18 protein-coding genes are annotated in these 18,964 nt (G+C 73.5%); 16 read left to right on the forward strand and 2 right to left on the reverse strand.

Annotation, left to right across the window (positions count from 1 at the left end):
• Positions 1–54: 54 nt before the first annotated feature.
• Both AC1DYZ_RS13680 and AC1DYZ_RS13685 read left to right on the forward strand, forming a co-directional pair.
• Positions 55–1,137, forward strand: coding sequence for a DUF3048 domain-containing protein (locus tag AC1DYZ_RS13680; RefSeq protein WP_477065732.1), 1,083 nt, complete (start codon positions 55–57; stop codon positions 1,135–1,137).
• 120 nt (positions 1,138–1,257) lie between these two features.
• Entirely contained in the window at positions 1,258–1,416 is a 159-nt protein-coding gene (locus AC1DYZ_RS13685; protein WP_456826515.1) for a hypothetical protein, read from the forward strand.
• Between the two features lie 14 nt (positions 1,417–1,430).
• Here AC1DYZ_RS13685 and AC1DYZ_RS13690 read toward each other — a convergent pair whose 3' ends face one another.
• Positions 1,431–2,399, reverse strand: coding sequence for a 1,4-dihydroxy-2-naphthoyl-CoA synthase (locus tag AC1DYZ_RS13690; RefSeq protein ID WP_477065733.1), 969 nt, complete (start codon positions 2,397–2,399; stop codon positions 1,431–1,433).
• Between the two features lie 106 nt (positions 2,400–2,505).
• Here AC1DYZ_RS13690 and AC1DYZ_RS13695 point away from each other — a divergent pair, with 106 nt between their 5' ends.
• The 5 genes from AC1DYZ_RS13695 to AC1DYZ_RS13715 all read left to right on the forward strand — a co-directional run bounded on the left by AC1DYZ_RS13695 (position 2,506) and on the right by AC1DYZ_RS13715 (position 8,061).
• A complete protein-coding gene (locus tag AC1DYZ_RS13695; RefSeq protein ID WP_477065734.1) occupies positions 2,506–2,832 on the forward strand; it encodes a DMT family transporter in 327 nt (108 codons plus the stop codon).
• Complete coding sequence (locus AC1DYZ_RS13700; protein ID WP_477065735.1) at positions 2,829–3,377, forward strand: TetR/AcrR family transcriptional regulator; 549 nt, start codon at positions 2,829–2,831, stop codon at positions 3,375–3,377. The genes AC1DYZ_RS13695 and AC1DYZ_RS13700 overlap by 4 nt, the downstream gene beginning before the upstream one ends.
• Positions 3,378–3,397: 20 nt before the next feature.
• Positions 3,398–4,357: an o-succinylbenzoate synthase gene (locus tag AC1DYZ_RS13705; RefSeq protein WP_477065736.1), complete on the forward strand. Its 960-nt coding sequence runs from the start codon at positions 3,398–3,400 to the stop codon at positions 4,355–4,357.
• A complete protein-coding gene (gene menD / locus AC1DYZ_RS13710; RefSeq protein ID WP_477065752.1) occupies positions 4,357–6,162 on the forward strand; it encodes a 2-succinyl-5-enolpyruvyl-6-hydroxy-3-cyclohexene-1-carboxylic-acid synthase in 1,806 nt (601 codons plus the stop codon). The genes AC1DYZ_RS13705 and menD overlap by 1 nt, the downstream gene beginning before the upstream one ends.
• A 99-nt stretch (positions 6,163–6,261) precedes the next feature.
• Complete coding sequence (locus tag AC1DYZ_RS13715) at positions 6,262–8,061, forward strand: trypsin-like peptidase domain-containing protein (protein ID WP_477065737.1); 1,800 nt, start codon at positions 6,262–6,264, stop codon at positions 8,059–8,061.
• 140 nt (positions 8,062–8,201) lie between these two features.
• Here AC1DYZ_RS13715 and AC1DYZ_RS13720 read toward each other — a convergent pair whose 3' ends face one another.
• Positions 8,202–9,572, reverse strand: a complete 1,371-nt coding sequence (locus AC1DYZ_RS13720; RefSeq protein WP_477065738.1) for an isochorismate synthase — start codon at positions 9,570–9,572, stop codon at positions 8,202–8,204.
• 72 nt (positions 9,573–9,644) lie between these two features.
• Between AC1DYZ_RS13720 and AC1DYZ_RS13725 the strand changes: the two genes are divergently transcribed.
• The 9 genes from AC1DYZ_RS13725 to AC1DYZ_RS13765 all read left to right on the forward strand — a co-directional run.
• Positions 9,645–10,343: a demethylmenaquinone methyltransferase gene (locus AC1DYZ_RS13725; protein WP_477065739.1), complete on the forward strand. Its 699-nt coding sequence runs from the start codon at positions 9,645–9,647 to the stop codon at positions 10,341–10,343.
• Between the two features lie 305 nt (positions 10,344–10,648).
• A complete protein-coding gene (locus tag AC1DYZ_RS13730; protein WP_477065740.1) occupies positions 10,649–11,914 on the forward strand; it encodes a geranylgeranyl reductase family protein in 1,266 nt (421 codons plus the stop codon).
• Positions 11,915–11,948: 34 nt separating this feature from the next.
• Positions 11,949–12,311, forward strand: coding sequence for an NADH-quinone oxidoreductase subunit A (locus AC1DYZ_RS13735; RefSeq protein WP_370503697.1), 363 nt, complete (start codon positions 11,949–11,951; stop codon positions 12,309–12,311).
• A gap of 24 nt (positions 12,312–12,335) precedes the next feature.
• Entirely contained in the window at positions 12,336–12,887 is a 552-nt protein-coding gene (locus AC1DYZ_RS13740) for a NuoB/complex I 20 kDa subunit family protein (protein ID WP_456826646.1), read from the forward strand.
• On the forward strand, positions 12,884–13,672 hold the full coding sequence (locus AC1DYZ_RS13745; RefSeq protein ID WP_477065741.1) for an NADH-quinone oxidoreductase subunit C: 789 nt from the start codon (positions 12,884–12,886) through the stop codon (positions 13,670–13,672). The genes AC1DYZ_RS13740 and AC1DYZ_RS13745 overlap by 4 nt, the downstream gene beginning before the upstream one ends.
• Entirely contained in the window at positions 13,669–15,018 is a 1,350-nt protein-coding gene (locus tag AC1DYZ_RS13750) for an NADH-quinone oxidoreductase subunit D (RefSeq protein WP_477065742.1), read from the forward strand. The genes AC1DYZ_RS13745 and AC1DYZ_RS13750 overlap by 4 nt, the downstream gene beginning before the upstream one ends.
• Positions 15,015–15,851 carry an NADH-quinone oxidoreductase subunit NuoE gene (gene nuoE, locus AC1DYZ_RS13755; RefSeq protein WP_477065743.1) on the forward strand — a complete coding sequence of 279 codons (837 nt, stop codon included), beginning with the start codon at positions 15,015–15,017 and terminating at the stop codon, positions 15,849–15,851. Before AC1DYZ_RS13750 ends, nuoE begins: the two co-directional genes overlap by 4 nt.
• On the forward strand, positions 15,851–17,182 hold the full coding sequence (nuoF, locus tag AC1DYZ_RS13760; protein ID WP_477065744.1) for an NADH-quinone oxidoreductase subunit NuoF: 1,332 nt from the start codon (positions 15,851–15,853) through the stop codon (positions 17,180–17,182). The genes nuoE and nuoF overlap by 1 nt, the downstream gene beginning before the upstream one ends.
• Positions 17,179–18,964, forward strand: a 1,786-nt coding sequence (locus AC1DYZ_RS13765; protein ID WP_477065745.1) for an NADH-quinone oxidoreductase subunit G, incomplete at its 3' end; no start/stop codon positions are given. The genes nuoF and AC1DYZ_RS13765, both read left to right, overlap by 4 nt.

Consider the following 18,964-nt stretch of genomic DNA (forward strand, 5'->3'; position numbering starts at 1 on the left):
GGGAGCGTCGGCGTGGCAGCCTGGGTCCGTGCCGGACAGCGACAGGGGAACGCGATGACGAGGACGACGCGACGAGGGGTGCGCGGCGCGGCAGCCGCGCTGCTCGCCGGCCTGGCGCTGGCGGTCGCCGCCTGCAGCCCGAGCACGCCGGAGCCGGAGACCTCGACCGCCGCGGCGGTCACCCACGGACCGACGATCGCCCCCGACAAGGGCGCGGCGCCGGTGCCGGCCGTGCCGGTCGTCTGGCCGCTCACCGGCATCGCGGGGGAGCCGGTGGCGCGGCCCTCGCTCGCCGTCAAGATCGAGAACACCGCCGTGGCGCGCCCGCAGACCGGTCTGGACCAGGCGGACATGGTCTGGGAGACCATCGTCGAGTTCGACGTGTCGCGGTTCGTCGCGGTGTTCCATTCGCAGGTTCCCGCCGAGGTCGGGCCTATCCGCTCCGTCCGCCCCATGGACCCCCTGATCCTCGCTCCCATGCACGGGCTGCTGGCGTTCTCGGGCGGCCAGCCCGGCATCCTCGACCTCGTCGCCGCGAGCGGCGTGCAGATGATCAGCCACGACGCGGGCGCGCCCGGGATGTACCGGACCAAGGACCGCGCGGCGCCGCACAACGTGTACGGCACGCCTGCCACGTTCTGGAGCCTCGCCGACGCCGACCACCAGGCGCCCCCCGGCGAGCAGTTCACCATCGCTCGCAGCGCCGACCGCGCCGCAGCGGTCGTCGCCGGTACGCCGGCGAGCACGCTCTCGTTCCGGCTGTCGGCGGCGTCGAGCCCGTCGTGGTCGTGGGACGAAGGGACCGGCACGTGGTTGCGCTCGGAGGGTGCCTCACCGGCGACCGCCCGCAGCGGCGCCCGGTTGTCGGCGGTGAACGTGGTGTCCATCACGGCGGACCACCCGAACACCCAGTTCGGTGCTCAGGGTGGCGCGCCCGTGCCCACGTACAACCTGGTCGGGTCCGGGGACGGCGTCGTCGCGACGGGCGGCAAGACCGTGCCCGTCCGGTGGCAGAAGGACTCCCAGGACGCGCCGATGCGCCTGTTCACCGCCGACGGCAAGCCCGCGGACCTGGCGCCGGGCAACACGTGGGTCGAGCTCGTGCCGGCCGGGTCGGGCTCCCTGACCATCGGCTGACACCGGCGGGTTGTCCTCCCACGGGATGACGTCCGCGATCGGTGTGGCCACCTCAGGGCGGCATCGGCGAGGTCCCTGCGGCCGATGCCGGACGGGTCCCTGCCGGGCGAGGCTCGAGGCATGGCCACTCTCACGCACCACGAAGCCACCGAGCACGACACCCGGTCGCTCGGCGCGGTCGTCGTCTCCGGTCTCGTGCTCGTCGCGCTGCTCGTCGGCGCGGCGGGCGTCCTGGGCGCCGTCGTCGACTTCGCGGGCTGGGCGTTAGCGGGGAGATAACGCTCGCGGGGCGCCTAGTACGCGTACGGGAAGCCCGACCAGTCGGGCTCCCGGCGCTGCAGGAACGCGTCGCGCCCCTCGACCGCCTCGTCCGTCATGTACGCCAGACGCGTCGCCTCGCCGGCGAACACCTGCTGCCCGGCCAGGCCGTCGTCCGCCAGGTTGAAGGCGAACTTGAGCATGCGGACCGCCTGCGGCGACTTGGTCGCGATGATCCGGGCGTACTCGAGGCCCGCCTCCTCGATCCGCGCGTGGTCGACCACGTCGTTGACGGCTCCCCAGGCCAGCGCCTGCTCGGCCGAGTACTCGCGGGCGAGGAAGAAGATCTCGCGGGCCCGCTTCTGCCCCACCTGCCGCGCCAGCAGGGCGGAGCCGTAGCCGCCGTCGAACGAGCCGACGTTGGCGTCGGTCTGCATGAAGCGGGCGTGCTCGCGGCTGGCGATGCTCAGGTCGGCGACCACGTGCAGCGAGTGCCCACCGCCGGCCGCCCACCCGTTGACCAGCGCGACGACGACCTTGGGCATGGTCCGGATCAGCCGCTGGACCTCGAGGATGTGCAGCCGCCCGGCGCGGGCCGGGTCGACGTCCTCCGCCGTCTCGCCCGAGGCGTACTGGTAGCCCGACCGGCCGCGGATGCGCTGGTCGCCGCCGGAGCAGAACGCCCACACACCGTCCTTGGGGCTGGGGCCGTTGCCGGTGAGCAGCACGGTGCCGACGTCCGACGTGGTCCGCGCGTGGTCGAGGACGCGGTAGAGCTCGTCGACGGTGTGCGGGCGGAAGGCGTTGCGGACCTCGGGCCGGTCGAACGCGACCCGCACGACGGGCAGGTCGCGGGCGGCGGCACCGGCGGCCAGCTGGTCCGCGGACGGTCGCGCGAACCCGCGGTGGTACGTGAGGTCGGTGAGGTCCTCGAACCCGTCGACCGTGCGCCAGCGGGTCGGGTCGAACGTGTCGGAGACGGCGGCCGGGAGCTCAGGAGTCACGGCGGCAGCCTAGCCGCGCGAAGCCGTTCTGGTACGCTTGTACCAGACCGTGCGCGGGACGGCGGGGACTGCCACCCGGCGCGCACGCAGAGAGTGGTGCACGACCATGGCCTGGATCGTCCTCATCCTGTCCGGCATGCTCGAGGCCGGCTGGGCGCTGAGCCTCAAGGCGTCCGACGGGTTCAGCAAGCTCGGACCGAGCATCGCGTTCGCGGTCTTCGCCGTCGGGTCCCTCGGCGGCCTCAGCTGGGCGCTCAAGTCGCTCCCGGTCGGCGTCGCCTACGGCGTCTGGGTGGGCATCGGCGCCGCCCTCACCGCCGTGCTCGCGATCGTCCTGTTCCACGAGACGGTGTCGGTGCTGAAGATCGTGTCGCTCGTGCTCATCGTCGCGGGCGTCGTCGGGCTCAACCTGTCCGGCGGAGGTCATGCATGACGAGCAAGGGGGAGCGCCGGCGCGGCGACCTCGCGCGGGCGGCCGCCGCGCTCATGCTCCGCGAGGGCCCCGGCGCCCTCACGCACCGGCGCGTCGCACACGAGGCCGGTGCGTCGGTGTCCGCCACGACGTACTACTTCGGCTCGCTCGACGAGCTCGCGGCAGCGGCGGGGGGTGCGCTGGCCGACGCGTGGGCAGACCACGCCCGGACGGTCCTCGCGGCCGCGGGCCCGTTCGACGACCGCGCGGCCGCTGCGGCGACTCTCGTGGACGCGATCCTGCCGCCCGGCGACGACGCCCAGGTGCGCAGCCACTACGAGCACCTGCTCGCCGCGGGCCGGCACGCGGCGCTCGCGACCGCCTTCGCCGCGGGGCGGTCGGTGGTCGACGAGGTGCTGGCGGAGCTGGTCGCCCGAGTGGGGGCGCCGACGACCGCCGCCGTCACCATCGCGCTGGTCGACGGGGCCGTCGTCACCGCGTTGACGGAGAGCCGACCGGTGCGCCCCACCGCCGTCGCGCTCCTCGTCGCGGCGTGGGCCGCGTGACCCCGACGTAGGCTGGCGACGTGCCGAGAACCCCCGCTGACCTGCACGTCTGGTCGCTCCCGCTGCGCACCCGGTTCCGCGGCCTCACCGTCCGCGACGGCGTGCTCGTGCGCGGCGACGCCGGCTGGGGCGAGTTCAGCCCGTTCTGGGACTACGACGCCGCCGAGTCCGCCGCCTGGTGGCGCGCGGCGCGCGAGGCTGCCGACGAGGGCTGGCCGCCCGCGCTGCGTACCCGGATCCCGGTCAACGTCACGGTCCCCGCGGTCGACGCCGCCACCGCCCACCGCATCGTGCGCGCGTCCGGCGGGTGCCGCACCGCGAAGGTCAAAGTGGCGGAGCCGGGTCAGTCGCTCGCCGACGAGATCGCTCGCCTCGAGGCCGTCCGCGACGCCCTCGGGCCCGACGGCGCCATCCGCGTGGACGCCAACGCCGCCTGGGACGTCGACACCGCCGTGACCCGCCTGGTCGCGCTCGACCGGGCGGCCGGGGGGCTCGAGTACGCGGAGCAGCCCGTCCCGGGTGTGGACGACCTCGCAGCGCTGCGCCGGCGCACCCCCGTGCCGATCGCGGCCGACGAGTCCATCCGGCGCGCCGAGGACCCGCTGGCCGTCGCTCGGGCGGGCGCGGCCGACGTCGTGGTGCTCAAGGTCCAACCGCTCGGGGGCGTGCGTGCCTGCCTGGAGCTGGCCGAGCGGGTCGGGCTGCCGGTCGTCGTCTCGTCGGCGCTCGAGTCGTCGGTCGGGCTGGCCGCGGGGATCGCGCTCGCCGCGGCGCTGCCGGAGCTGCCCTACGCCTGCGGCCTGGCCACCGCCCAGCTGTTCAGCGCCGACCTGGTGACCGACCCGTTCCTGCCGATCGACGGCGCCCTGGAGGTCCACCGCCCGGAGCCCGACGCGGCCCTGCTCGCGGCCGCCGCAGGGTCGGAGGACCTCGCGGCGCGTTGGCGGGCGCGCATCGCGGCGGTCGGCGCTCAGGCATGATGACGAGCGTGACGACGTCGCCCGCCCTCGCGCCCGACCCGGCGACGGCAGCGGCCCGCGTGATCGTCCAGGCCCTCGCGGCCCTGGGGGTCGAGGACGTGGTGCTCGCGCCCGGCTCCCGCAGCGCACCGCTCGCCTACGCGCTCGCGGACGCCGCACGCCCAGACGGGGAGCGGCCGGACGGCGCCCCGGCGCTGCGGCTGCACGTGCGGGTCGACGAGCGGTCGGCGGCGTTCCTCGCGCTCGGCCTGGTGAAGGCCTCGGGTGAGGCCGCCCGCCCCGTGGCCGTCGTCACCACCTCCGGCACGGCCGTGGCCAACCTGCACCCGGCGGTCCTCGAGGCGCACCACAGCGGACTGCCGCTGCTGCTGCTCACGGCCGACCGGCCGCACGAGCTGCGGGGCACCGGAGCGAACCAGACCACCGACCAGGTGGGCATCTTCGGCAGCGCGGTGCGGCTCGCGGTCGACGTGCCGGCGCCCGTCGGCCTTCCCGACGAGGCGCGCAGCCTGCGCCGCGTGGTCTCCCGCGCCGTCGCCGSGGCGACCKGGRCGCGGACGGCGGACCCGGGGCCGGTGCACCTGGACCTCGCCTTCCGGGAGCCGCTGGTCCCCGGCGCCGCGCCGTGGCCCGCGCCGTCGACGGCCGGGCTCACGCATGTCCAGGCGCGGCCCGTGACCGGTGCCGTCCCCGTCGTCGGGGATCCCGGAGCGGCTCCCGCCCGCCGCGGCGGGGTACCGACCGTGCTGGTCGCCGGCGACGGGGCCGGCCCCGGCGCGCGCCGCCTCGCCGAGGCGAACGGCTGGCCCCTGCTGGCCGAGCCGTCGTCGGGCGCCCGCGGCGGCTCCCACGCGATCTCCGCCTACCGGCTGCTGCTCGCGCACCCCGGCCTCGGCGGTGCCGTCCGCCGTGCGGTGGTACTGGGCCGCCCGACCCTGTCCCGGCCCGTGCAGCGCCTGCTGGCGCGCGAGGACGTCGAGGTCGTCGTGGTCGCGCCGCGCGGCGCCGACTGGCCGGACGCCGCCCGCAACGCCCGCGACGTGCTGCTCGAAGCCCCCGCTCGGATGCGCCAGGGCCGCATGCCCGCCCCGGCGGGGTGGCTCGACGCGTGGCGGACGGCGGACGCGGCGGCCGGTGCGGCGATCGACGACGTCCTCGACGGGCTCGACGCCGGACGCCGGTCGCGCAGCGGGACGCGCGTGACGGGGCCGGCGCTGGCACGGGCGGTCGCCCAGGTCAGCGGTGCCGACGATGCGCTCGTCGTCGGGTCGTCGAACCCCGTGCGGGACCTCGACCTGGTGGCCCGCTGGGACTCGCCGCCGGTGGTCCTGGCCAACCGCGGCCTCGCGGGCATCGACGGCACGGTCTCGACCGCCGTCGGCGTCGCGCTCGGGCTCCCRGACCGACGGGTCCGCGGGCTGCTCGGGGACCTCACGTTCCTGCACGACGTCGGAGGCCTGCTGCGCGGGCCGCTCGAGGCGACCGTCCACCTCCAGCTGGTCGTCGCCAACGACGACGGCGGGTCGATCTTCTCGACGCTCGAACCGGGGGAGCCGGCGCGCGCCGACGTGTTCGAGCGCGTCTTCGCGACCCCGCACGGCGCCGACCTCGCTGCGCTGTGCGCGGGGTACGGCGTGCGGCACACGCGGGTCAGCGACGTCGACGGGCTGCTGCCCGCGCTCGCCGCGCCCGGGCCCGGGCTGAGCGTGGTGGAGGTCCGGGTGGACCGCGTCGGGCGGCGCGCCCTGGGCGAGCGGATCGCCGACGAGGTGGCCGTGGCCGTGGCCGCGGCGCTGCCGGCCTGAGCGATCCATCTGAAACTCGCAGCGAACTCCCAGGTTCTGCGAAGCCTCCCTCCAGCGTGACCAGGTGAGATGGTCATCGACCAAGGAGGGCACCACAAGATGACCACCACACCTGAGAACGGCGCGAGCAACCAGCCGCCTGCTGCCGATCAGCACCCCCAGACGCACACGACCCAGCCGCTGCCGGTCCAGCCGACCCAGCCGCTGCCGGTCCAGCACACCCAGCCGCTGCCCGTCGCACCGGCGCACCCCACCAACCCGTTCACGCCGCCGCACCCCGCCGCCCCGGCGGACCAGCGCGCCGCCTACGACGCCGCCCAGGCGGCAGCCGCACAGCAGGCAGCCGCACAGCAGGCAGCCGCCCAGCAGGCTGCCGCCCAGCATGCGGCTCAGCAGGCCGCGGCGCAGCAGGCTGCACAGCCGCAGCCGGCGCCCGTGGACCCGTTCGAGGCCGTCCGCCGTGCGCAGTGGGAGGCCGCACAGCGCGCCGCCGCCCAGGACCCGGCGACGCTGCAGCAGGCTGCCTACCAGCCTGCCGCGGTGTACGCCGCCGCTCCGGCGCCGCAGGGCGCCGTCCCGACGCAGCGCAAGCGCAGCATCTGGCTCCCGGTGACGGGTGCCGCCGCCGCGGCCGCGATCCTCGCCGCCGTCGCCACCGGCGGCCTGACGCACGTGCTGTCCGACGACAGCGCGAACGGCAGCCACCCCGCCTCGCTGGCCACGATCGGCCAGCCGAGCAACGACACCGTGCCCGTCTCCGGCTCGACGAACGACAACCCGAACTGGGAGGCCGTCGCCAAGGCCGTGCAGCAGTCGGTCGTCGCCATCCAGGTCTCCACCGGCAACGGCGGCGGCGCGGAGGGCTCGGGCGTGATCGTCGACGACGCCGGCCACATCGTCACCAACAACCACGTCGTCGCCGACGCGGACCCGGACAGCGTGCAGGTCACGCTGACGGACGGCCGCATCTTCAAGGCCACGATCGTCGGCACCGACGCCACCACCGACCTCGCGGTCATCAAGCTGACCGACGCCCCGGACGACCTCAAGCCGGCCGCGTTCGGCGACTCGTCGAAGGTCATCGTCGGGCAGCCCGTCATGGCCGTCGGCAACCCGCTCGGCCTGGCCAGCACGGTCACCACGGGCATCGTCTCCGCGGTCGACCGCCCCGTCTCCACCTCGGGCGAGAACAGCAACGAGGCGACCGTCACCAACGCGATCCAGATCGACGCGGCCGTGAACCCCGGCAACTCCGGTGGCCCGCTGTTCGACGCCGAGGGCAAGGTCATCGGCATCAACTCCTCGATCGCCACGCTCTCGAGCGAGTCCGGCTCCATCGGCCTCGGCTTCGCCATCCCGGTCGACCTGGTGAAGAACATCGCCGCCCAGCTCGTCGACGACGGCACCGCGGAGCACGCGTTCCTCGGGGTGTCCCTGACGGACGGCACGGCGACGGCCGACGGCGTCACGCGCCGAGGCGCGGTCGTGGCCTCGGTCAGCGACGGCTCGCCGGCCGCCGCCGCCAAGCTGCAGGAGAAGGACACGATCGTCGCGATCGACGGCAAGGCCGTCGGCGGCGCCGAGTCGCTCACCGCCTACGTGCGGGCCCTCCCGTCCGACACCAAGGTCACGCTGACCGTCGTCCGCGACGGCAAGGCCTCGGACGTCGACGTGACGCTCGCGGTCCGCAAGGAGTCGGCGTCGTCCGAGCAGGCTCCGCAGCAGCAGGACCCGCAGCAGCAGGACCCGCAGCAGCAGGACCCGCAGCAGCAGGACCCGCAGCAGCAGGCTCCCGACCAGGGGCAGGGTGACTCCGGTTCGTCGGGCATCCCCGACGGGCTCAGCCCCGACCAGCTGTGGCAGTGGTTCCAGCAGCAGCAGCAGGGCAACCAGGGCTGATCCAGCCCCTCGACCGCCGGCGGCCGCCGGGTCCTCGTCCCCCCGCGGATCCCGGCCGTCGGCCACGCGGTCCGTCCCCGGACCGCCCGCCTGCCCGGCCGACTCCCCTTCGGCCACGGCACGGCCCCTCGGCCGGGATGTCAGCTCGTGCTGGCGTCCCGGCCGAGCGCGTACCGCATGGGGACCAGCTTGGCCTCGGACTCCGCCAGCTCGGCGGGCGGGTCGGACGCGGCGACGACGCCGCAGCCCGCGAACAGGCGCACGCGTCGCGGGTCGTCGGCGTCGACCTGGGCCGAGCGCAGCGCGATGCCCCACTCGCCGTCGCCGTCGGCGCCGAACCAGCCGACGGGCCCGGCGTAGCGCGCGCGGTCCATGCCCTCGATGCGGCGGATGAGCTCGGCCGCCGCGACCGTCGGCGTGCCGCAGACCGCGGCAGTCGGGTGCAGCGCCGCCGCGAGCGCGAGCGAGGACGGGTGCGCTGCGGCGCCGGTGGGCGCCGTGAGCACGGCGGTCACGTCCGACGCGAGGTGCAGGACGTTGGGCAGGTGCAGGACGAACGGCACGTCCGGCACGTTGATCGAGGAGCAGAACGGCTCGAGCGCGTGCGCCACGGACGTCACCGCGTACTCGTGCTCCTCGAGGTCCTTGGAGGAGTGGGCCAGGATGGCCGCGCGGGCCACGTCGGCCGCGTCGTCGCCGGTGCGCCGGATGGTGCCCGCCAGCACGCGCGAGGTGACCAGGCCCTTCTCGGAGCGGACGAGGAGCTCGGGAGTGGCGCCCAGCAACCCGTCCACGCTGAACGTCCAGCACGAGGGGTACTGCGTCGCCAGGCGCTCGAGCGCCCAGCGGACGTCCAGCGGGTGCTCGGTGCGCGCGTGCACGTCGCGGGCGAGCACCACCTTGTCCACGTCACCGGCCTTGATCGCCGCGATGCCGCTCGCGACGACGTCGCGCCAGCCGTCGGCGCTCACGGCCCCGTCCGTGTAGGCGACGTCGCCGGGATCGACGGGCGGCACCCGGGGGCCGACGACGTCGGCGAGCCGCGGCGCGGCGCGCAGCCGGGCGCCCGTCGTGATGGTGGTGAGCCAGGTCCGCCCGGCGCGGCGGCYGATCACCACGCGCGGCACGACGACGACGCCGCCCGCCGGAGAATCGTCGTCGAACGCGAAGGAGCCGAAGGCCACCGGGCCGGTCCCGGGCGCCTGCACCTCGTCGCGGACGATCGCGTGCGCGAGCACGTCGTGCCACGCCCGCTCGGCGTCGGCGAACCGGTCGGCGCCGCCGACCTCGATCCGGAGCGTCTCGCCCCACGCGACGAGCCCGTCACCGCGACGCACCCACGCGAGCGGGGCCTGCGACGGCAGGAGTCCGAGCAGGTCGAGGGGATCGGGTAGGCCCAGGGGGTCCGCGTCCGCAGTGCCCGTCGTCCCGCCGAGCGCGTCGAGCGCGACCGTGCGGACCACGAGAGGCTGCGGGACCGCGTCCGCGGGGGCGGAGGGCTGCGTGCTCATCGGTGCCAGCGTATGCCTGGAGAAGCGGCCCGCCCTGTCGTACGGGCGCGCCGGACCTGCGACGATGGACACATGTCCCGTGCCTCCCTCGACAAGGACCCCCAGGACGTCGCCGCCATGTTCGACGCCGTGGCCCACCGCTACGACCGGACCAACGACGTCATCTCGCTCGGTCAGGACCGCGCATGGCGCAAGGCGACCCTTAAGGCTCTCGACGCCCAGCCCGGTGAGACCGTGCTCGACCTCGCGGCGGGCACGGGCACGTCGTCGGAGCCGATGGCGGACGCGGGCGTGCACGTGATCGCGTGCGACCTGTCCGTCGGGATGCTCGACGTGGGTAAGCGCCGCCGGCCGGACCTCGCCTTCGTCGCGGGCGACGCGCTGCACCTGCCGTTCGCCGACGCGTCGTTCGACGCGGTGACCATGTCGTTCGGGCTGCGCAACGTCAACGACGTCGACGCGGCGCTCGACGAGCTGCTGCGCGTCACCAAGCCCGGCGGCCGGCTGGTGATCTGCGAGTTCTCGCGGCCCACGTTCAAGCCGTTCCGGGCCGTCTACCAGAACTACCTCATGCGGGCGCTGCCGCCCGTCGCGCGGGCCGTCTCCAAGGAGCCCGAGGCGTACGTGTACCTCGCCGAGTCGATCCGCGAGTGGCCCGACCAGCACGCGCTGGGCCTGCTGATCAAGCACGCCGGCTGGACGCACGTCGCGTACCGCAACCTGTCCGGCGGCATCGTCGCCCTGCACCGGGGGACCAAGCCCGACGCCTGACCTGGACGGCGTCCGTCGCCGTTCGCGTGGGGCGGGTCGGGCGGGCAGGCGGGCTGCCCGGTTTCGGCTCACCGAGGACTGAGTCGAGCAATCGCCCAGGAGCGCCCGTTCGGGTGAACAATGGGCCTCGCCGCGCCTCCGCCCGGCGACGTCCTTCCGGCCGACACGCCGCCGTCAACCGGCAGTTCAGGGCACGTTCTTCACCCGCTGCCGCGAGGTAAGGAGTGCCTTCGCAGACAGCCCCAGGGGTGCTGGTTACACTCGCCGGGAGCAGTACGTGAACATCGTCACAAGTGGGGTCACTGGTGGTGGAAGCAACGCACGATGACGCAGATGTCATCGTCGTGGGCGCGGGCCCAGCAGGGTCCGCCGCCGCGTTCCACTGTGCCTCTGCGGGCCTGGACGTGCTGCTTCTGGAGAAGGCGGAGTTCCCCCGGGACAAGGTCTGCGGCGACGGGCTGACGCCTCGCGCGGTGGCCGAGCTGGTGCGGATGGGCCTGCCGATCCGCGAGCAGGACGGCTGGATCCGGAACGTCGGCCTGCGGGTCATCGGGGGAGGCCACCGCCTCGAGCTGGAGTGGCCCGAGCTGTCCAGCTATCCGTCGTACGGCCTGGCGAAGTCGCGCATGTCGCTCGACCACACGCTGGCGGACCACGCGCGTGCCGCGGGCGCCAAGCTGCAGGAGCGCACCACCGTCACGGGTCCCGTGCGCGACGAGCGGTCCGGTCGGGTGGTCGGTATCCGGGCCAAGGTCGAGGGCGAGACAGTCACGTACCGCGCGCCGGTCGTCATCGCCGCCGACGGGGTGTCCGCGCGGCTGGCCACGGGGATGGGCCTGGAAAAGCGGATGGACCGCCCGATGGGCGTCGCGGTCCGCACGTACTTCCAGACCCCGCGGCACGACGACCCGTGGATGGAGAGCCACCTCGAGCTCCGGGACGACGATGGCTTGCTGATGCCCGGCTACGGCTGGATCTTCTCGCTCGGTGACGGCACGGCGAACGTCGGGCTCGGCTCCGTGGCCTCGACGGCCGCGCCGACCAAGGTCGACTACAAGAAGCTGTTCGCCACCTGGATGCGCCACGTGCCTGCCGAGTGGGAATTCACGCCCGACAACCAGGTGGGGCCCGTCAAGGGCGCGGCGCTGCCCATGGGGTTCAATCGCGGTCCGCTCTACTCCAACGGCCTCATGCTCGCGGGCGACTCCGCCGGGATGATCAGCCCGTTCAACGGCGAGGGCATCGCGTACGGGCTGCAGGCCGGCCGGGTCGCCGCCGACGCCATCGCCCAGGGGCTCGCGCGGGGCACCGCCGCCGGGCGCGAGCGGGCGTTCGGCACGTACCAGCGCCGCATGAAGGACGACCTCGGCGGGTACTACACGCTCGGCCGGGTGTTCGTCCGGCTGATCGAGCACCCCGAGGTCATGCGCGTCTGCACGAAGTACGGGCTACCCCGGCCGCTCGTCATGAAGTTCGTGCTCAAGCTGCTCTCCGACTGCTACGAGCCGAAGGGCGGTGACCTGGTGGACCGGGTGATCGCCGGGCTCGCCAGGATCGCCCCCGCCGCATGACAACCCCGACCACAACGAAGTGGAGTGACGCGCGATGAGCAACCCGTACGTCCCGCTGCTCTTCCTCATGGGCATCGCCGCCGTGCTCGCCCTCGGCGGCGTCGGCTCGAGCGTGATCCTGGGTCCGAAGCGCTACAACCGCGCCAAGCTCGAGGCGTACGAGTGCGGCATCGAGCCGACTCCGCACGCCATCGGCGGCGGCCGCTTCCCCATCAAGTACTACCTGGTCGCGATGACCTTCATCATCTTCGACATCGAGGTGGTCTTCCTCTACCCGTGGGCCGTCAGCTTCGCGGACCTGGCGCTGTTCGGCCTGGTCGCGATGATCGGTTTCCTGGTGATCATCACGGTGCCGTTCGTCTACGAGTGGAAGCGCGGCGGGTTCGAGTGGGACTGAACGCTTTCACGAAGGAGTGTTGAGATGGGCATCGAAGAGGCACCGTCCGGGTTCCTGCTCACCACGGTCGAGGACCTGGTCGGGTACTTCCGCAAGTCGTCGCTGTGGCCGGTCACGTTCGGCCTGGCCTGTTGTGCCATCGAGATGATGGCCGCGGGCGCCAGCCGGTTCGACATCTCACGGTTCGGCATGGAGGTGTTCCGGGCGTCCCCGCGCCAGGCGGACCTCATGATCGTCGCCGGCCGGGTCAGCCAGAAGATGGCCCCCGTCGTCCGCCAGGTCTACGACCAGATGAGCGAGCCGAAGTGGGTCCTCTCGATGGGCGTGTGCGCCAGCTCGGGCGGCATGTTCAACAACTACGCGATCGTGCAGGGCGTCGACCACATCATCCCCGTCGACATCTACCTGCCCGGCTGCCCGCCGCGGCCCGAGATGCTCATCAACGCGATCCTCGCGCTGCACGAGCAGATCGAGAACGAGCCGCTCGGCGGCAACCGCAAGGCGGCGGCTGCCGCTGCCGAGGCCGCCGCGCTGGCCGCGACGCCGACGTCGCAGATGACGGGGCTGCTGAAGTGACCGACGAAAAGACGGACGCCGCCGACGCCGCGAAGCCGGGCGACTCGACGACGGCCGCGCAGCCCACCAGCGAGGCCGCCCTCGAGGCCGGCTCGCAGAACATCCCCGCCGAGGGGCGCACGCAGATCGAGGTGGTCGACGTTCGGCGCGGCATGTTCGGCGCGACCGGCTCGGGCGACACCTCGGGCTACGGCGGGCTGGTCACGGCGATCGCGCTGCCCGGCCCCAGCGAGCGACCGTACGGCGGCTGGTTCGACGAGGTCGTCGACATCCTCACCGAGGTGCTCGACGAGTCGGGCACCACGTACGCAGCAGCCGTCGAGTCGGTCGTCGTCGACCGCGAGGAGCTCACGCTGCACGTGGCGCGCGAGCACATCGTCGAGGTCTCCCAGGTGCTCCGGGACGACCAGGACCTGCGGTTCGAGCTGAGCCTCGGCGTCTCGGGCGTGCACTATCCGCACGACGCCGGCCGCGAGCTGCACGCGGTCTACCACCTGGTCTCGGTGACCCACTCGCGGCGGCTGCGGCTCGAGGTCGCGGTCCCGGACTCCGACCCGCACCTGCCGTCGACCGTCTCGGTGTACCCGGCCAACGACTGGCACGAGCGCGAGACGTTCGACTTCTTCGGGATGATCTTCGACGGTCACCCGGGTCTGGCCCGCATCGAGATGCCCGACGACTGGCCGGGCCACCCGCAGCGCAAGGACTACCCCCTCGGGGGCATCCCGGTCGAGTACAAGGGCGCCACCGTGCCGCCCCCGGACCAGCGGAGGTCGTACCGATGACCACCCAGACACCCCACGCGACCCCTCACGTGGTCGACGCCGACACCGAGGGCGTCCCGTCCTTCGAGGCGTCGGGCGGCGACTGGTCCGAGATCGCCGAGGAGGCCGCCCGCCTCGGCGAGGAGCGGATCGTCGTCAACATGGGGCCGCAGCACCCGTCGACCCACGGCGTGCTCCGGCTCATGCTCGAGATCGACGGCGAGACGGTGACCGAGGCCCGCGCGGGCATCGGCTACCTGCACACCGGCATCGAGAAGAACATGGAGTTCCGCACCTGGACGCAGGGCGTGACCTTCTGCACGCGCATGGACTACGTCGCGCCCCTGTTCCAGGAGGCCGCGTACTGCCTGGCGGTCGAGAAGCTGCTGGGCATCACCGACGACGTGCCCGAGCGCGCCACGGTCATCCGGGTCCTGATGATGGAGCTCAACCGGATCACGTCGCACCTGGTCTGCCTGGCCACGGGCGGCAACGAGCTGGGCGCCACGACGATCATGACCGTCGGGTTCACGGCCCGCGAGGAGATCCTCAAGGTCTTCGAGCTGATCTCCGGCCTGCGCATGAACCACGCGTACATCCGCCCCGGCGGCGTCGCGCAGGACATCCCGCCCGGCGCGATCGACACGATCCGCGAGGCGCTCGTGGTGGTCCGCGGCTACTTCAAGCAGCTCGAAGACCTCATGATGGCCAACCCGATCCTGCACCTGCGGCTCAAGGACGTCGGCTACCTGGGCCTGGCCGGCTGCATGGCGCTGGGCATCACCGGGCCGGTGCTGCGGTCGGCGGGCCTGCCGTACGACGTGCGCAAGCACAACCCGTACTGCGGCTACGAGACGTACGACTTCGAGGTCCCCGTCGCGCAGTCGGCGGACTCCTGGGGGCGGCTCGTGCTGCGCCTCGAGGAGTGCTACCAGTCGATGCGGATCGTCGAGCAGACGCTGGACCGCCTGCAGAAGATCGGCCCGGGACCGGTGATGGTGGCGGACAAGAAGGTGGCCTGGCCTGCGCAGATGGCCATCGGGTCGGACGGCATGGGCAACTCGCTCGACCACATCCGCGAGATCATGGGCACCTCGATGGAGGCCCTGATCCACCACTTCAAGCTGGTCACCGAGGGCTTCCGCGTGCCGGCCGGTCAGGTGTTCCAGACGGTCGAGCACCCGCGCGGCGAGCTCGGCGTGCACCTGGTGTCCGACGGCGGGACGCGGCCGTACCGCGCGCACTTCCGCGACCCGAGCTTCAACAACCTGCAGGCCACGTCGATCATGTGCGAGGGCGGGCAGGTGGCCGACGTCGTCGTCGCCGTCGCGTCGCTCGACCCGGTGCTGGGAGGGGTGGACCGATGAGCATCGAGACCAGCCGCACGCACAAGACCGCCTACGACGCCCAGACGCACGCGCGCCTCACGGCCGACTCGGACGTGATCGTCGCCCGCTACCCGCAGGCGCGCTCGGCGCTGCTGCCGATGCTGCACCTCGTCCAGGCGGAGGACGGCTACGTCAGCCCGCGCGGGATCGCGTTCTGCGCGCAGCACCTGGGCCTGACCACGGCCGAGGTGTCCGCGGTCGCCACGTTCTACACGCAGTACAAGCGGCACCCGAACGGCACCTACACGGTGGGCGTCTGCACGAACACGCTCTGCGCGATCATGGGCGGCGACGCCATCTGGGAGGACCTCTCGGACCACCTGGGCATCGGGCACGACGAGACCACCGACGACGGCGTGATCACGCTCGAGCGGGTCGAGTGCAACGCGGCCTGCGACTACGCGCCGGTCGTGATGGTCAACTGGGAGTTCTTCGACAACCAGACCCCCGAGAGCGCCCGGCAGATCGCGGACGACCTCACCGCGGGAAAGCCCGTGGTCCCGACGCGCGGCGCGGCGAGCGTGTGCTCGTTCAAGGAGATGTCGCGCGTGCTCGCCGGCTTCGGTGACGGGCGTGCCGACGAGGGCGTGGGCGCGGGCGTGCCGACGCTGCGCGGCCTCGCGCTGGCCCGCGCGGAGGGCTGGACCGCCCCGGAGTTCCCCGAGGGCACGGTCGCCGCTGCCGGCGGCACGCACGAGCCGAAGGTCGGCGGCGAGCAGTCGAGCGCCCAGCGCCCCGTCACGACCCCGGGCGACGTCTCGCCGGCCGGCGAGCAGAAGAAGCAGTCCACCGACGACGCGAAGGAGTCGTGATGGCGACGACCCTCACCCCGGTGCTCACGGACACGTGGGACGCCGACCGCTCGTGGTCGCTCGCGTCGTACGAGGACGCCGGCGGCTACCGCGGCCTGCGCCGCGCGCTCGGCATGCAGGCAGCCGACGTCGTCACCATGGTCAAGGACTCCGGCCTGCGCGGCCGCGGGGGAGCGGGCTTCCCGACGGGCATGAAGTGGGGCTTCCTGCCCGCGCCCGACGGCGGCCCGCGGTACCTCGTCGTCAACGCCGACGAGTCCGAGCCGGGGACCTGCAAGGACATCCCGCTGATGATGGCCAGCCCGCAGCACCTGATCGAGGGCATGATCATCACGAGTTACGCCATCGGCTGCCACCACGCGTTCCTCTACGTGCGCGGCGAGGTGCTCCACGTGTACCGGCGCCTGCTGCTGGCCATCGAGGAGGCCCGCGCCGCCGGGTACCTCGGCACCGACATCCTCGGTTCCGGGTTCGACCTGGAGATCACCCTGCACTCCGGTGCGGGCGCCTACATCTGTGGCGAGGAGACGGCGCTGCTCGACTCGCTCGAGGGCCTGCGCGGCCAGCCGCGGCTCAAGCCGCCGTTCCCCGCGGTCGCCGGCCTGTACGCCCGCCCGACCGTGGTCAACAACGTCGAGTCCATCGCGTCGGTACCGGGCATCGTCGTGGGCGGCTCCGACTGGTTCAAGTCCATGGGCACCGAGCGGTCGACCGGCCACGGGCTGTTCTCCCTGTCCGGCCACGTCACGCGGCCCGGGCAGTACGAGGCCCCGCTGGGCATCACGCTGCGCGAGCTGCTGGAGATGGCGGGCGGCATCCGCGAGGGCCACGAGCTGAAGTTCTGGACGCCGGGCGGCTCGTCGACCCCGATCTTCACCGCCGAGCACCTCGACGTGCCGCTCGACTACGAGTCCGTGGGTGCGGCCGGCTCGATGCTGGGCACGCGCGCGCTGCAGATCTTCGACGAGACGACGTCGGTGGTCCGGGCCGTCACGCGCTGGACCGAGTTCTACAAGCACGAGTCCTGCGGCAAGTGCACCCCCTGCCGCGAGGGCACGTACTGGCTGACGCAGGTGCTGCAGCGGATCGAGGCCGGGCAGGGCACGCTGGCGGACATCGACCTGCTGCTCGACCTGTGCGACAACATCCTGGGCAAGGCGTTCTGCGCGCTCGGTGACGGGGCGACCAGCCCGATCACGTCGGCGGTGCAGTACTTCCGCGACGAGTTCGTGGCGGGGACCCACACGCCGGCAGACATCCTGTTCCCGCCGGAGCAAAGCAGCCTGTTCGCCTACACGCCGAAGCACGAGCTCGCTGGGGTGCACGCATGACGATCCTGTCCTCCGGGCCGACGACGTCCCTGGTCCCCGCCGCCCCGGTCGCACCGGTCGAGCCCGCGACCGAGACGGTCACGTTCATCGTCGACGGCATCGAGACCGCCGTGCCCAAGGGCACGCTCGTCATCCGTGCCGCCGAGCAGCTCGGCATCCAGATCCCGCGGTTCTGCGACCACCCGCTGCTCGCCCCGGCCGGCGCGTGCCGCCAGTGCCTGGTCGAGGTCTGGGCGCCGGGGCGCGACGGCAAGCTGGCCAAGATGCCGAAGCCGCAGGCCAGCTGCACGCTCGAGGCCACGCCGGGCATGCAGGTCAAGACGCAGCACACCTCGCCGGAGGCCGACAAGGCCCAGCACGGCGTCATGGAGCTGCTGCTGGTCAACCACCCGCTCGACTGCCCGGTGTGCGACAAGGGCGGCGAGTGCCCCCTGCAGAACCAGGCGATGAGCAACGGCCGGGCCAGCACCCGGTTCGTCGACGTCAAGCGGACGTTCCCCAAGCCCATCGCCATCTCGACGCAGATCCTGCTCGACCGGGAGCGCTGCATCCTCTGCCAGCGGTGCACGCGGTTCTCCGAGGAGATCGCGGGCGACGTGTTCATCGACCTGCAGAAGCGCGGAGCCAATCAGCAGATCGGCACGTTCGACACCACCGTGCTCGGCTTCGAGGGCGAGGCCCCGCTCGGCGCCGCCGCCGAGGACGCCTCGGGCCGGCCGTTCGCGTCGTACTTCTCCGGCAACACCGTGCAGATCTGCCCGGTGGGCGCCCTGACCAGCGCGGCCTACCGGTTCCGCTCGCGGCCGTTCGACCTGGTCTCCACGCCGGGCGTCGGCGAACACGACTCCCAGGGGTCGGCCATCCGCATCGACCACCGCCGCGGCGTCGTGCTGCGCCGGCTGGCGGGCGAGGACCCGGTGGTCAACCAGGAGTGGATCACCGACAAGGACCGCTTCGCCTTCACCTGGCAGTCCGCGCCGGACCGCATCACCACGCCGCTGGTCCGCAACGCCGACGGCGAGCTCGAGCCCGCCAGCTGGGTCGAGGCGCTCGACGTCGCCGCCGCCGGCCTGCGGGCCGCCCAGGCGCCCGACGACCCGCGCGACACCGCGATCGGCGTCGCCGTCCTGCCGGGCGGTCGCCTCACGCTCGAGGACGCCTACGCGTACGGCAAGTTCGCCCGCGTGGCGCTGGGCACCAACGACGTCGACGGTCGGGCCCGCCCGCACTCGGCGGAGGAGGAAGCCTTCCTCGGCCACCACGTCGCCGGGCGCACGCTCGAGGTCACGTTCGCCGACCTCGACCGGGCACCCGCCGTGCTGCTCGTCGGCCTCGAGGTCGAGGAGGAGGCCGGCATCGCGTTCCTCCGGCTGCGCGACGCGGTCGTCTCCCGCAAGGCGAAGGTGCTCTCCGTCGCCGCGCTCGAGAGCCGCGGGCTCCAGCGACTCTCCGGCACCCTGCTCCCGGCCGCGCCCGGCACGGAGGCCGAGATCCTCGACGGCATCGGGACCGACAGTGCGCTGGCCGACGCCGCCGCGCTGCTGGGCGCCGACGGCGCCCTCATCCTGGTCGGCGAGCGCCTGGCGGGCGTGCCCGGCGGGTTCTCCGCGGCCGTGCGGCTCGCGCAGCGCACCGGCGCCCGCCTGGCGTGGGTCCCGCGCCGCGTGGGCGAGCGCTCCGCGGTCGAGGCCGGCCTGCTCCCGTCGCTGCTGCCCGGGGGCCGCCCGGTCGCCGACTCCGCCGCCCGCGTCGACCTGGCCGCGGTCTGGGGCGTCGAGCACC

Source organism: Cellulomonas sp. P1_C4 (assembly GCF_056406355.1).